This window comes from Reyranella sp. (genome assembly GCF_050185545.1).
Lineage (GTDB): Bacteria > Pseudomonadota > Alphaproteobacteria > Reyranellales > Reyranellaceae > Reyranella.
Map to the genome: position 1 here is coordinate 1 of NZ_JBFWZI010000197.1, position 12,450 is coordinate 12,450.

Genomic DNA, 12,450 nt, shown 5'->3' on the forward strand with positions numbered 1-12,450 from the left:
CTCGCGGAAGACCCGTCGCGCCCGCTCGGGCTCGTAGCGGAAAACGCGCTCGAGATGCTCGCGCATCACCTCTATGCGGATCTCCAGCAACGGCTCGAAATCGGCCTCGCTGACTGGCGCGAACCGCCAGTTCTCAGCCATCGGCGGCGATCTTGGCCACTCGTGGCCGGGCCACGGCCAGCCAGTCCTTGGTGTCGAGTTCCATCGAGCGGTCGAGGCGGCCGGCATTGAAGAACAGCGTTTCGTTGGCCAGAAGCCCCTGGTCGACGACGATGGCAAGCGAAGGATCGAGCGAGAACGGCGGCACCGAGCCCATGACGCAGCCGGTGAGCGTCTGGGCGGTGTCGGGTGAGGCGAAGCCGCATTTGCGCGCCTCGAACAGGGTCGCGACCGCATTGAAGTCGAGCTTGCGGTTGCCGGGCAGGATGGCGAGCACGTGGCGCTTGCCGCTGCCGCCGCCGCGCAGGTCGAGCACCATCGCCTTGGCGGCCTGGCCGGGCCGGTTGCCGCGAATGACGCTGATCGCTTCCGACCGGCCCTCGGGCTCGTGCTCGATCACCCGGAACTTCGCCTTGGCGTCGCTCAGCAGCGTCACCAGCTGGTCGAAAACATCAGCGGCCACGGATCACCTTCTCCGAAAGGACTTTCAACGCTTCGTCGAAATTTGGCACCCTGCCGTCGGAAGGCGCGATTCCGGCATCGACGGAACGGCGAAGGCTGCGCTCGATCGCTTCGGTCATCAGTGGATCGACGCCGGTCTCGCGCAGGGTTTGGCTGACCAAACCCATCTCCTCCCAACGACGGTGCGCATGCACGACATGGGTCTGCACCAGTGTGCCCACGAACTTGCCGAAGCCGACCTTGTCGACGTCGCCCATGCAGCCCATGACCTCCTCGAGGATGCCCTGGCGCTCGGCGGCGACATAGGCTTCCACGCCCAGCGCCTCGACGCCCTTGATCAGCACGCTGCGGATCATCTTCACTGACGAGGCGCTGCCGGGCTTCGCACCCAGCACCTTGGCGTCGAAACCGCTCGCGTTCATCCAGGCGACGATCGTCTCGACGTCCTCGCCGGCGACCAGCATGGGCGCCTTGATGCCGTGCTTGAAGAAGCCGCCCATCACGGCGATGTCGATGTAGCGTCCGCCCGCTGCCTCGATCGGCGCGCGGTCCTCGTCGGACATGCGGCCGGTCACCGTGCAGAGGTCGAGATAGTGCGCGCCCTTCTTGAGCAGCGGCGCGGCGGCCTCGGCCGCCTCCAGCGCATGCTCGCCCTGGACGGCGCAGATCACGAGGTCGGCGTCGCTCAGTGCTTCGGTGTAGCGGCCTTCGATCGCGACATCGAGTCGGCGCGCCTCCTTACCGAGCGCCGTGCCGCGTGCGTCCTTGTCGAGCGCGGTGTCGATGGCGATGACGCGGCGCGGCGCGTTGTCGCCCGGCCGCGCGGGACCGCGCCAGCCGCCGTCGGCGCACAATCCGCGGGCGATCGCCGACCCGGCCTCGCCAAAGCCCAACAGCGCGATGACGCGCGGAGATAGCGACATGCGAATGCCCTCGTGACGTTCGGTAGGATGATTTCCGGAAAAGCTCAGGAGGCCGGCGCTTCACCGTCGCCCGAGTTGCGCGCGGCGTGCGTATCGCGCGAGCTGGCAATGCGCAGCTTCGGCCGGGCCACGGCCTGCGCGGCCGTCTGGCTGCGTTCGGCGATACCGGCATAGAGCTGCTTGCCGGCCTCGATGACGCAGACACCGGCGAAGCGGCCGAGCCAGCGCCGGCCGAAACGCTCGACGGTCGGCGCCATGCGCAGGGCCAGCCGCGAGTGGGTCGGCGGCATGAACAGCGCACGTGTCTGCTGCAGCGGCGCGAACATGTTGGCGCGCAGCAGCCCGGCAAGCTGCGCGGCCGAGTAGGGATGCCCCTGGTAGAACGGCGAGCGGTCGATCTGCGACCACAGGCCGGCACGCGTCGGCGTGACGACGAGCAGGCGCCCGCCATCGACCATCACGCGCCAGATCTCGCGCAGCATCGGCCGCACCCGCTCGGTGCATTCGACCGCGTGCACCAGCACGACACGGTCGACCGAGCGGTCGGCGAGCGGCAGGTCCATCTCGTCGACCAGGGCGGTGCGGTTGCGGCCCTCGCGCGGCCAGCGGGTTACGCCCTGCGGCGCGGGCATGAAGGCGATCGTGCACTCGGCCTCCTCGGCGAACGGGCGCAGGAACGGCGTGGCATAACCCAGGCCCAGCACCGTCTCGCCGCGGACGTTGGGCCACACTTCGCGCAGCCGGGCGCGCAGCAGGCGAGTCGTCATCTGACCGAGCGTGCTGCGGTAGAAATCGTTGAGATCGAGGACGTCCGTCCACATGGGGTTATCTTAGCAGACTCCACGCCTCCGCGGCCATGGCGGTTGCAAGGGAGCTTTGCTAGCGTCGCCGCCATGAGCACCACGCTAGAGATCGTTCGTATCCCCGTCCTCAACGACAATTACGTGTGGTTGATGCGCGAGCCGCAGAGCGGCGCAGTCGGCGTGATCGATCCGGCCGTGGCCGGGCCGGTCCTCGCCGAGGCGGCCAGGCGGCGCTGGAAGATCACGCACATCCTCAACACCCACCATCACGGCGACCATGTCGGCGGCAACCGCGAGATCAAGGAGGCCACCGGCTGCACCATCGTCGGCCCGCGCCGCGACCGGGCGAGAATCCCCGGAATCGACATCGAGGTCGATGACGGCGACCGCTACCGTTTCGGCGAGGCGGAGGCCGAAGTGTTCTTCGTGCCCGGCCACACCAGCGGCCATATCGCTTTCGCCTTCCGTGAGCAGAAGGCGTTGTTCTGCGGCGACACGCTGTTCGCCCTGGGCTGCGGCCGGCTGTTCGAGGGAACGGCCGCCCAGATGTGGACCTCGCTCGGCCGCCTGCGCGCGTTGCCGGACGACATGCGGGTTTACTGCGCGCACGAATACACCCAGTCGAACGCACGCTTTGCCCTGACCGTCGAGACCGACAACACGAGGCTGCAGGAACGTTCGGCCGCGATCGATGCCGCGCGGGCGCGCGGCGAGGCGACGGTGCCGTCGCTGCTCGGCGAGGAGAAGGCCACCAATCCCTTCCTGCGCGCCGACGTGCCCGCCGTGCAGCGTGCCGTCGGCCTGTCCGACGGCGACCCGGTCGCCGTGTTCGCAGCGGTGCGCCACCGCAAGGACGTGTTTCGGTAGGGCCTCCTCCCCAGCGTCTTCGCTGGGGAGGTGCCTCGTCATACGGGGCGGAGGGGTCATGGACTCATGCGGACCGCGGGCGTCCCGCCCACTCTTCTTGTGAGCGCGCGGGACGCCTGCGATCCGCTTGAGTCATGACCCCTCCGTCCGCGAAGACGCGGACACCTCCGCAGCGAAGCTGGGGAGGATTCCCTAAACCGGAATCCGCACGATCACGCGCAGGCCGCCGAGCGGCGAGGCGTCGAGGGCGACGTCGCCGCCATGGCTGCGCGCCACGTCGCGCGCGATGGTGAGGCCGAGGCCCACGCCGCCGGTCTCGACGTTGCGCGATTCGTCGAGCCGGAAGAACGGTCGAAAGACGTCCTCGTACTTGTCGGGCGGAATGCCGGGGCCATTGTCGTCGATCGTGATCTCGACCGAGGTGCGGCCGCGCTGGGCGTTGAGGCGCACCTTGGTGCCGTAGCGCAGCGCGTTGGACACGAGATTGTTGAGGCAGCGTTTCATGGCGAGCTCGCGCAGCTCGACATTCATGTCGCCCTGCCAGCCGACCTCGACATCGGCGTTGTTGCGCCGGGCCCCGGCGGCCACGTCCTCGAGGATCTCCGACAGGTCGACCGGACCGGGCTCCTCGTCGCCCTCGCCGCGGGCGAACGCCAGGTAGCCTTCGATCATCCGTTCCATGTCGAGCACGTCGTCGGCCAGTTCCTTGCTTTCGGGCGATTCGGGCAGCAGGGCGAGCGACAGCTTCATGCGGGTGAGCGGCGTGCGCAGATCGTGGCTGACGCCGGCCAGCATCTCGGTGCGCTGCTGAATCGAGCGGCGCAGGCGGATGCGCATGGTCTGGAAGGCGGTGGCGGCGTTGCGCACCTCGCGGGTGCCGCCGGAGAAGGCGAAGTCGGGAATGTCGCGTCCCTTGCCCAGCGCATCGGCGGCCACGCCGAGATGCTGGATCGGTACCAGCTCGCGATGCATGAACCAGATCGCCAGGCCGAACAGCACCAGCGCCAGGCCGAGCTGGGCGATCACGTAGGCGAAGCTCGAGCCGAAGGTGAGGCGTACGTGCGGCACCAGGACGTCCATCACGTCGCCGTCGTTGAGCTGGATCTCGACCAGCATCTGGCCGCCGCCGACATTGTTGTCGATGTAGAACGGCCGCTTGAGATCGGCGTCCAGCGCGCCCTGCACCTCGCGCGCGGCGATGTCGAAGTACTCCGGCTGCTTGAACGGCTTCACGATACCCTTGCGGAAGCTGACGAACAGCAGCAGGTCCTGCGCCGAGCGGCGCAGGATCCAGTCGCGATGGGCGTCGTCCGGGAAGTCCGAGTGCAGCGCGATCAGCAGGCGCAGGTCGCGCACCAGCAGGATGGCCAGGCGGTTGGTCACGTTGTCGCCGCGCTGGCTGTAGAACCACCACGCCGACAATGCCTGCAGGAGCAGCATGGGCACGACGATGATGATCAGCGCGCGCGCGAACAGCGTCTGCGGGGAATGCCGGTCGGCGAGGCGGGCAATGCGTTCGAAGGCGTCGCGGACCGCGCCCGGGATCATGCGTCGACCAGTCGATAACCCTGGCCGCGGACCGTGCGCAGGTAGCGCGGAAACGACGGGTCGGGCTCGATCTTGCGCCTGAGCCGGGTCACCTGGACGTCGATTGCCCGTTCGTTGACGGCGCTGCCGACGATCCTGCACAGCGCCTCTCTGCTCACCGCCTCGCCGAGACGGGTGGCAAGCGCGCGCAGCAGGGCCGTTTCGGTCTCGGTCAGGGCCACCCGCTTGCCGTCCTGGGCGAGCTCGCCGACCTCGAGGTCGAACCGGAACGGGCCGAACGACACCTGCCGCGGAGCCTCGGCGCTCGCCGGCGCCTGCGGCTTGTTGCGCCGCAAGATGTTCTGGATGCGCAGCAGCAGCTCGCGCGGGTCGAACGGCTTGCCGAGATAGTCGTCGACTCCCTGCTCGAGCCCGGCGATGCGGTCCTTGGGGTCTGCCATCGCGGTCAGCATCAGGATCGGCACGTCGTCGGATCGGCGCAGCTCGCCGGCGAACTCGAGGCCGCTCTCGCCCGGCATCATGACGTCGAGCACGATCAGGTCGAAGTCGAGCGCGCTCAGGCGCTGGCGCGCCTCGGCGGCGTTGCTCGCGGTAGTGACGCGAAAGCCGCTCTTCGACAGGAACGTGTTCAGCAACCCGCGCAGGCGCGTGTCGTCGTCGACCACCAGGACATGCGGCTTGTCGACCGCGCTGTCGAGCAGGCTCATCGTCCGCCCCGCACGCGCTTGTCGACGATGGCGCGCTCGGGGGAATCGAGCAGGCCGAGCAGGACCTTGCGGAAGCCGTCGACGGCGTCGGCGCCGGTCTCTCGGTAGGCGCGGGCGAACCGCTGGCTCTGGCGCTCGGTCAGCTCGCGCTCGAGCTTCTGGCCCTTCTCGGTGAGCCACAGCAGGCGTTCGCGGCGGTCGCGGGCGCCGCTCTTCTGCTCGACATAGGCTTGGCCAATCAGGTCCTTCAGCACGCGCGAGATTGATTGCTTGGTGACCTTGAGGATCGACAGCAGGTGGCCGACGGTCTGGCCGGGATGGCGGCCGATGAAGTAGAGCGCGCGATGATGCGCCCGGCCCAGCTGGTAGCGCTTGAGCTGCTGGTCCGATTCGAACGTGAAGTCGCGGTAGGCATAGAACATCAGCTCGATGCCCTGGCGCAGCTCCTCCTCGCGGAGGAACAGAGGGTTAGCGGGAGGTTTCGTGTCCACCATGCAATGCTGTGCCGAGTTCCGGTCGGTTCTGGTCGTAAACCGCGACTATAGAGGCGGCGCGTTGCCTTGACACCCTAGGGGCGCGTCACTTCCGTGACGCTCATGCTCTTCCGGACCGCGGGCATCTTGCCCGCTCTTGACTCTTGAGCGGGCAAGTTGCCCGCGGTCCGGAAGAGCATGAGCGCGCCATCGTTGGCGGAGGTTACTTCGCCTCTCGTGACGCGCTCCCAGCGCACAAATCATTACCCCCTCCGTCCCCGAAGACGCTCCTATGAAGATCGGGGCGGGTACCGCCCCGATCTTCTCAGCATCGTGGTGCACGCGCGCTGGGGGGTCTCCCCAGCAGAGCTGGGAAAGATATTGGATCGATTTGGACATGATTATTGACAAGGTCAGTAATACTGACCTATTAAGACACAAGGTTGCCGTAGGGTGACCTTGAATGATCGCTTTGGAATCTTTCTCTGGGAGGAAGAGCAATGTCCTTATCGATGGAAGACCGCGACGGGTTCATCTGGCTGGACGGCAGGCTGGTGCCGTGGCGCGACAGCCGCATGCATGTGCTGACCCATGCGCTGCATTACGGCTCGGCCGTGTTCGAGGGCGAGCGCATCTATGACGGGCGGATTTTCCGTCTGGCCGCGCACAGCGCGCGGCTGATCAACTCGGCCCGGCTGCTCGACTACGAGATTCCGTGGAGGCGCGAGCAGATCGAGGCGGCCACGCGCGAGGTCGTCAAGGCGAACGGCCTGCAGGCGGGCTACGTCCGGCCGATAGCTTGGCGTGGTACGGAGGTGCTGGGCGTGTCGGGCATCGGCACCTCGGTGCACCTCGCCATCGCGCCGTGGGCCCAGGAGGGCCGGCTTTCGGTGCTGGCGCGCGAGTCCGGCATCAACGTCACCATGGCGAAATACCGCCGCCCGTCGGCCGATTTCGCGCCGGGCCACGCCAAGGTCGCCGGCCTCTACATCATCTGCGGCATCGAGAAGGACCGCGCCCTCAAGGCCGGCTTCGACGACGCCCTGATGCTCGACTGGAAGGGCGACCTCGCCGAATCGACCGGCGCGAACATCTTCCTGGTGATCGACGGCACGCTGGTGACGCCACTGGCGGAAAACTTTCTCGACGGCATCACCCGCCGCGCCGTCATGGGCATGGCGAGGAAGCGAGGCTGGACCGTCGAGGAGCGTCCTGTGAAGCCGCAGGAACTGGCTGACGCCAGCGAGGTATTCCTGTGCGGCACTGCTGCCGAGATCGTGCCGGTGGGCTCGGTCGATGGTCACCACTACCAGTCCGGGCCCTACGCACGCACGTTGATGGCGGACTTCCAGAAGCTGGTGCGCCAGGCGGACTGCGAAGGCTTCGGCGAATCGACGCATCTCGCACCCGCGGGTGCCTCGCTCGCCGCTTGACAGCGCAGGCGCTCTGCACTTTGCTTCGATGACGTCCGAGGGGTGCCCGGTCTCCGTGAGACTGGGCTGAGACAGCCGATGGGCTGAACCCTTTGAACCTGATCCGGATCATGCCGGCGAAGGAACGGGAGTTCATCGATTGGCCAGGTCATCCGTCATTGTCATAGGCGCCGGGGTTGCCGGTCTCGCGTGTGCGCTCGAGCTCGCCGAGCGAGGCCTCTCCGTCGCGGTGGTCGAGCGCGGCCAGGCGCTCGGCGACGGCTGTTGCTCCTGGATGGCGGGCGGCATGCTGGCGCCGTGGTGCGAGCGCGCCACCACCGAGCCGGAGGTTGCCGCCTGGGGCGCCACCTCGATCGATTGGTGGTCACGGCGCTACGCGGGCACCGGGCGGCGCGGCAGCCTCGTGGTGGCGCAACCGCGCGACGCCACCGACCTGACGCGCTTCGCCCAGCGCACCGAGCGCTTTCAATGGCTCGAGGGCGACGCCATTGTCGGCCTCGAGCCGGCGCTGGCAGGCCGGTTCCGGCGTGCCCTGTTCTTTCCCGACGAGGCGCATCTCGATCCGCGCGGCGCCCTGGCCGCGCTTGCCGACAATCTTGGTCGTCGCGGCGTGGCAATCGGGTTCGGCGTCGAGCATCCTGTGCGCGCTGCCGGGGAGGAGATCATCGTCGACTGCCGTGGTTACGCCGCGCGCGATGTTCTGCCCGACCTGCGCGGCGTGCGCGGCGAAATGATCGTCGTGCGCTCGCCCGATGTCGACTTGTCGCGGCCGGTGCGGCTGTTGCATCCGCGGTTGCCGCTCTACATCGTGCCGCGCGGCAACGGCCTGTTCATGATCGGCGCGACCATGATCGAAGGCGAGCACCGCGGCCCGATCAGCGTTCGCTCGGCGATGGAGCTGCTGAGCGCCGCATACGCGCTGCATCCCGCCTTCGGCGAGGCCGAGATCGTCGAGCTCGGTGCCGACCTGCGCCCGGCCTTTCCAAACAATCTGCCGCAGCTCCGGCGCAGCGCGGGCGTTCTGCACGCCAACGGGCTGTTCCGACATGGCTTCCTGCTCGCGCCGACGCTGGCGCGCTGGGTTGCCGACGCCATCACCCGGGGAGAATTGAAATCGGAGGTCAGTCATGCGGATTTTCCTCAACGACGACGTGCATGAGATCGATCCGGGCACGCTGGCCGCGGCGCTCGAAGCGCTGGGCTTCGGCGGCCGCAAGATCGCAACGGCGGTGAACGGACGCTTCGTTGCCGCCGCGGCGCGCCCGGCGACCAGGCTCGCCGACGGCGATCGCATCGAGGTGGTGGCGCCGATGCAGGGAGGCTGATCGTGTTCTACGGCGTAGAAGTCTCCTCGCGCCTGCTGCTCGGCACGGCGCGCTATCCCTCGCCGGCCGTGCTCGAGCGGGCGATCAAGGAGTCCGGTGCGGAGATCGTCACAGTGTCGGTCCGCCGTGAAGGCGGCGCCAGCCGCGCCGGGCAGAGTTTCTGGTCGTTCGTACAGTCGCTCGGCCTGCGCGTGCTGCCCAACACGGCGGGCTGCCACTCGGTCCAGGAAGCCGTGACCACAGCCCACATGGCGCGCGAGCTGTTCGACACGACCTGGATCAAGCTCGAAGTGATCGGTGATGCCGACACCCTGCAGCCCGAAATCTTCGGCCTGGTCGAGGCGGCGCGCATCCTGGCGCAGGACGGCTTCGAGGTGTTTCCCTACACCACCGAGGATCTGGTCGTTGCCGACCGCCTGGTCGAGGCGGGATGTCGGGTGCTGATGCCGTGGGGCGCGCCGATCGGCTCAGCGCGCGGCCTCAACAATGTCTACGGGCTGCGCTCCCTGCGCGCACACTTTCCCGACATCCCCCTGGTGGTCGATGCCGGGCTGGGCGTGCCCTCGCACGCCGCTGCGGCGATGGAGCTGGGATACGACGCCGTCCTGCTCAACACGGCCGTCGCCGAGGCGGGCGATCCCGTCGCGATGGCGCGCGCCTTCGCCCTCGCCGTCGAAGCCGGCCACACGGCCTTCCTGGCCCAACCGCTCGAGCCGCGCGACATGGCCCAGCCGTCGACCCCCGTGATCGGCAGGGCCGTTCTGGGAGGCTGATGGTGCTCGACCCCTTCTATCCCGTCGTGCCCGATGCCGACTGGGTGACTCGCCTGGTCTCGGTCGGCACGCGCCTGATCCAGTTGCGCATCAAGGACCAGCCCGACGACGAGATCCGCCGACAGATCCGGCATGCCAGGCAGGCCTGCACCGCGGCGGGCGCCCAGCTGATCGTCAACGACTACTGGCAGGCGGCGATCGACGAAGGCTGCGATTATGTCCATCTCGGCCAGGGGGACCTGCTCGACGCTGACGTGAAGGCGCTGCGCAGGGCCGGCCTCAGCATCGGCGTCAGCACGCACGATCACGCCGAGTTGGAGAAGGGGCTCGCCATCGATCCCGACTACGTGGCGCTGGGACCGATCTATCCGACCAAGCTCAAGCAGATGCCGTGGGCACCGCAGGGTGTCGCGCGGCTCGCCGAATGGAAGCGGCTGATTGGCAAGCGCCCGCTGGTGGCGATCGGCGGCCTCACGCTCGAGCGCGCCCTGCTCTGCCTGGCGGGCGGCGCAGATGTCGCCGCCGTCGTCGGCGATGTCGTCAACCACGCCGATCCGCTCGGCCAGGCCCGCGCCTGGATCGCTGCGACGCGAGGGGTGTCATGACCGACCGCTACGCCCGACAAACCGTCCTCGCCGATGTCGGCCCGGAGGGGCAGGCGAGACTGGCCGCAGCATCCGTCCTGGTAGTCGGCGCCGGCGGCCTGGGCTGCCCCGTGCTTCAGTATCTCGCCGGCGCCGGCGTCGGGCGACTGGTCGTCGTCGATCACGACCGGGTCGAAGGGACCAACCTCCATCGCCAGCCGCTCTATGCGATGGCCGATCTTGGCCAGCTCAAGGCAGAGCGCGCGTGCGCGGCCCTGCAGCGCTTCAACCCGGACGTCGTTGCGGAATCGGTGGCGGAGCGGCTGACACCGCAGAACGCCGCCGGGCTCGTCGCCGCGGCCGACCTCGTGGTCGATGCGGCCGACAGCTTCGCGGTCACCTACATCCTGAGCGATGCCTGCCACGACGCGGGCAAGCCCCTTGTCAGCGCCTCGATCGTCGGCCTCAGCGGCTATGCCGGCGCCTTCTGCGGCGGCGGTCCGAGCTACCGTGCGGTGTTTCCCGAGATCACGTCGGATGGCGGCACGTGCGCCACCATCGGCGTGCTGGGCACGGCGGTGGCGGTGGTCGGCGGGCTGCAGGCCCATCTCGCCCTGCACCTGCTGCTCGGGCTGCAGCCCGTCGTGCTCGGGCGCGTGTTCACCTTCGATGCGCGCCGCCCCGGCTTCGGCGGCTTCGACTTCACCGGCAGCCCCGAGCCGGAGAGCTTCGTGCCGTTCATCGCGCCGGCTGCGGTGAACGACGACGATGTCGTGGTCGATCTGCGCGGCCTCGACGAGGCGCCGCACTCGCCGTTCGCGGGGGCGCTGCGCCTCGACGTCGATCACGTCGCGACTCTGTCGGCGGAGCCGTCGCGGCGCATCGTCCTGTGCTGTCGCAGCGGCCAGCGTTCGCTGGCCGCCGCCGACCGATTGCGCGAGTGCGGCTACGCCAATCTCGCGCTGGTCGCGCTGGGATAGACGATCAATCCTGCTCGGCCCACTTCCCAGTGCTTGCGTTGGGGAGGTGCCCCCGCAGGGGGCGGAGGGGTCATGAGCGACACATGTGTCGATTGAGTACACGTCATATTTGCGGAAGGACATGGACGGACGCTTCGACGGAGGCTCTTGACCCCTCCACCCCCTGCGGGGGCACCTCCCCGCGCTTCGCGCAGGGAGGGCAACAAGATGGGTGACTGCGACCGTGTAATCGGGGCTTCATTTTCCGCCGCCAAGCGCGATAAATAAGCCCAACAAGAGAGCGCCATGTCCCAGACCTTGCCTATCGAGTTCGCCCACCATCCGCATCCCGCGCCTACCTCGCCGGAGAAGCGGGCCGCCATCCTGCGCGACCCGGGTTTCGGCCGCGCCTTCACCGACCACATGGTCACGATTCGTTACAGCGAGGGCAAAGGATGGCACGACGCCAAGGTCGGGCCGCGCGAGCCGATCGCCATGGATCCGGCCTCGGCGGTGCTGCACTACAGCCAGGAAATCTTCGAGGGACTCAAGGCCTATCGCATTGCGAACGGCGGGGCGGTGATGTTCCGGCCCGAAGAGAACGCCCGACGATTCAACAGGTCGGCCGAGCGGCTCGCCATGCCGAGCCTGCCTGAGGCGGCGTTCGTGGAGGCGGTCGACCGGCTGGTCGCCATCGATCGCGATTGGATCCCCGAAGGTGAAGGCAGCCTCTACCTGCGGCCGTTCATGTTCGCCAACGAGGTCTTCCTGGGCGTCAAGCCGTCGTCGGAATACCTGTTCATCGTGATCGCCTCGCCCGTCGGCTCCTATTTCAAGTCGAAGGACAGCGCCGTCTCAGTCTGGGTCGAGCAGGAACTCACGCGTGCCGCGCCGGGCGGCACCGGCGCCGCCAAGTGCGGCGGCAACTACGCCGCCAGCCTGATGGCCCAGATGGACGCCTACAAGCACGGCTGCGAGCAGGTGGTGTTCCTCGACGCCGTCGAGCGCCGCTGGATCGAGGAGCTGGGCGGCATGAACATCTTCTTCGTCTTCGACGACAGCTCCATGGTGACGCCGCCGCTCGGTGGCACCATTCTGCCGGGCATCACGCGGGCCTCGATCCTGACCTTGGCCAGGGACATGAAGATCCCCGTGCGCGAGGAGCCCTACGCCCTCGACCAGTGGCGTGCCGATGCCGCGAGCGGGCGGTTGCGCGAGACCTTCGCCTGCGGCACCGCCGCCGTGCTGACTCCGATCGGCACGGTCAAGTCCAGGGACGGCGATTTCGTCATCGGCAACGGCGGCTCGGGCGCACAGACCGAGAAGCTCAAGGCCACCCTGATCGACATCCAGCGCTGCCGCGCCAAGGACACGCACGGCTGGGTGCACAAGGTGTTTTAGACAGCGCTGTCATGGCCGGGAGCGCGCCACTCC

14 protein-coding genes and 1 riboswitch are annotated in these 12,450 nt (G+C 68.2%); of the genes, 8 read left to right on the top strand and 6 right to left on the bottom strand.

Features of this window, described 5'->3' with window-relative positions:
• Nucleotides 1-133: 133 nt before the first annotated feature.
• From AB7O82_RS32050 to AB7O82_RS32060, 3 genes are read right to left on the bottom strand one after another with little or no spacing between them, the layout of a single operon-like run.
• Nucleotides 134-622: a YbaK/EbsC family protein gene (locus tag AB7O82_RS32050; RefSeq protein WP_428547019.1), complete on the bottom strand. Its 489-nt coding sequence runs from the start codon at nucleotides 620-622 to the stop codon at nucleotides 134-136.
• Nucleotides 612-1,544: a DUF1932 domain-containing protein gene (locus AB7O82_RS32055; RefSeq protein ID WP_428547022.1), complete on the bottom strand. Its 933-nt coding sequence runs from the start codon at nucleotides 1,542-1,544 to the stop codon at nucleotides 612-614. The genes AB7O82_RS32050 and AB7O82_RS32055 overlap by 11 nt, the downstream gene beginning before the upstream one ends.
• A 44-nt stretch (nucleotides 1,545-1,588) precedes the next feature.
• A complete protein-coding gene (locus tag AB7O82_RS32060; RefSeq protein ID WP_428547025.1) occupies nucleotides 1,589-2,365 on the bottom strand; it encodes a class I SAM-dependent methyltransferase in 777 nt (258 codons plus the stop codon).
• A 72-nt stretch (nucleotides 2,366-2,437) separates the two neighbouring features.
• Here AB7O82_RS32060 and gloB point away from each other — a divergent pair, with 72 nt between their 5' ends.
• Nucleotides 2,438-3,214, top strand: coding sequence for a hydroxyacylglutathione hydrolase (gene gloB / locus AB7O82_RS32065; protein ID WP_428547028.1), 777 nt, complete (start codon nucleotides 2,438-2,440; stop codon nucleotides 3,212-3,214).
• 192 nt (nucleotides 3,215-3,406) lie between these two features.
• Here gloB and AB7O82_RS32070 read toward each other — a convergent pair whose 3' ends face one another.
• From AB7O82_RS32070 to AB7O82_RS32080, 3 genes are read right to left on the bottom strand one after another with little or no spacing between them, the layout of a single operon-like run.
• Entirely contained in the window at nucleotides 3,407-4,762 is a 1,356-nt protein-coding gene (locus AB7O82_RS32070; RefSeq protein WP_428547031.1) for a sensor histidine kinase, read from the bottom strand.
• Nucleotides 4,759-5,469, bottom strand: a complete 711-nt coding sequence (locus AB7O82_RS32075; RefSeq protein WP_428547034.1) for a response regulator — start codon at nucleotides 5,467-5,469, stop codon at nucleotides 4,759-4,761. Before AB7O82_RS32075 ends, AB7O82_RS32070 begins: the two co-directional genes overlap by 4 nt.
• Complete coding sequence (locus AB7O82_RS32080) at nucleotides 5,466-5,963, bottom strand: MarR family winged helix-turn-helix transcriptional regulator (protein ID WP_428547037.1); 498 nt, start codon at nucleotides 5,961-5,963, stop codon at nucleotides 5,466-5,468. The genes AB7O82_RS32075 and AB7O82_RS32080 overlap by 4 nt, the downstream gene beginning before the upstream one ends.
• A gap of 479 nt (nucleotides 5,964-6,442) precedes the next feature.
• Here AB7O82_RS32080 and AB7O82_RS32085 point away from each other — a divergent pair, with 479 nt between their 5' ends.
• The 7 genes from AB7O82_RS32085 to AB7O82_RS32115 all read left to right on the top strand — a co-directional run bounded on the left by AB7O82_RS32085 (nucleotide 6,443) and on the right by AB7O82_RS32115 (nucleotide 12,417).
• The gene (locus AB7O82_RS32085; RefSeq protein ID WP_428547040.1) at nucleotides 6,443-7,375 is read left to right on the top strand and encodes a branched-chain amino acid aminotransferase; all 933 of its coding nucleotides are present in this window, start codon (nucleotides 6,443-6,445) and stop codon (nucleotides 7,373-7,375) included.
• Nucleotides 7,376-7,403: 28 nt separating this feature from the next.
• Nucleotides 7,404-7,517: riboswitch (TPP riboswitch) on the top strand.
• Nucleotides 7,515-8,534 (top strand): glycine oxidase ThiO, encoded by a 1,020-nt coding sequence (gene thiO, locus AB7O82_RS32090; protein ID WP_428547043.1) that lies wholly within the window; start codon nucleotides 7,515-7,517, stop codon nucleotides 8,532-8,534. (Overlaps the previous riboswitch by 3 nt.)
• Nucleotides 8,503-8,700: a sulfur carrier protein ThiS gene (gene thiS, locus AB7O82_RS32095; protein WP_428547046.1), complete on the top strand. Its 198-nt coding sequence runs from the start codon at nucleotides 8,503-8,505 to the stop codon at nucleotides 8,698-8,700. Before thiO ends, thiS begins: the two co-directional genes overlap by 32 nt.
• On the top strand, nucleotides 8,697-9,473 hold the full coding sequence (locus AB7O82_RS32100; RefSeq protein WP_428547079.1) for a thiazole synthase: 777 nt from the start codon (nucleotides 8,697-8,699) through the stop codon (nucleotides 9,471-9,473). Before thiS ends, AB7O82_RS32100 begins: the two co-directional genes overlap by 4 nt.
• Complete coding sequence (locus tag AB7O82_RS32105; RefSeq protein ID WP_428547049.1) at nucleotides 9,473-10,078, top strand: thiamine phosphate synthase; 606 nt, start codon at nucleotides 9,473-9,475, stop codon at nucleotides 10,076-10,078. Before AB7O82_RS32100 ends, AB7O82_RS32105 begins: the two co-directional genes overlap by 1 nt.
• Nucleotides 10,075-11,037 (top strand): ThiF family adenylyltransferase, encoded by a 963-nt coding sequence (locus AB7O82_RS32110; protein WP_428547052.1) that lies wholly within the window; start codon nucleotides 10,075-10,077, stop codon nucleotides 11,035-11,037. The genes AB7O82_RS32105 and AB7O82_RS32110 overlap by 4 nt, the downstream gene beginning before the upstream one ends.
• A gap of 285 nt (nucleotides 11,038-11,322) precedes the next feature.
• Entirely contained in the window at nucleotides 11,323-12,417 is a 1,095-nt protein-coding gene (locus AB7O82_RS32115) for a branched-chain amino acid aminotransferase (protein WP_428621141.1), read from the top strand.
• Nucleotides 12,418-12,450 lie beyond the last annotated feature (33 nt).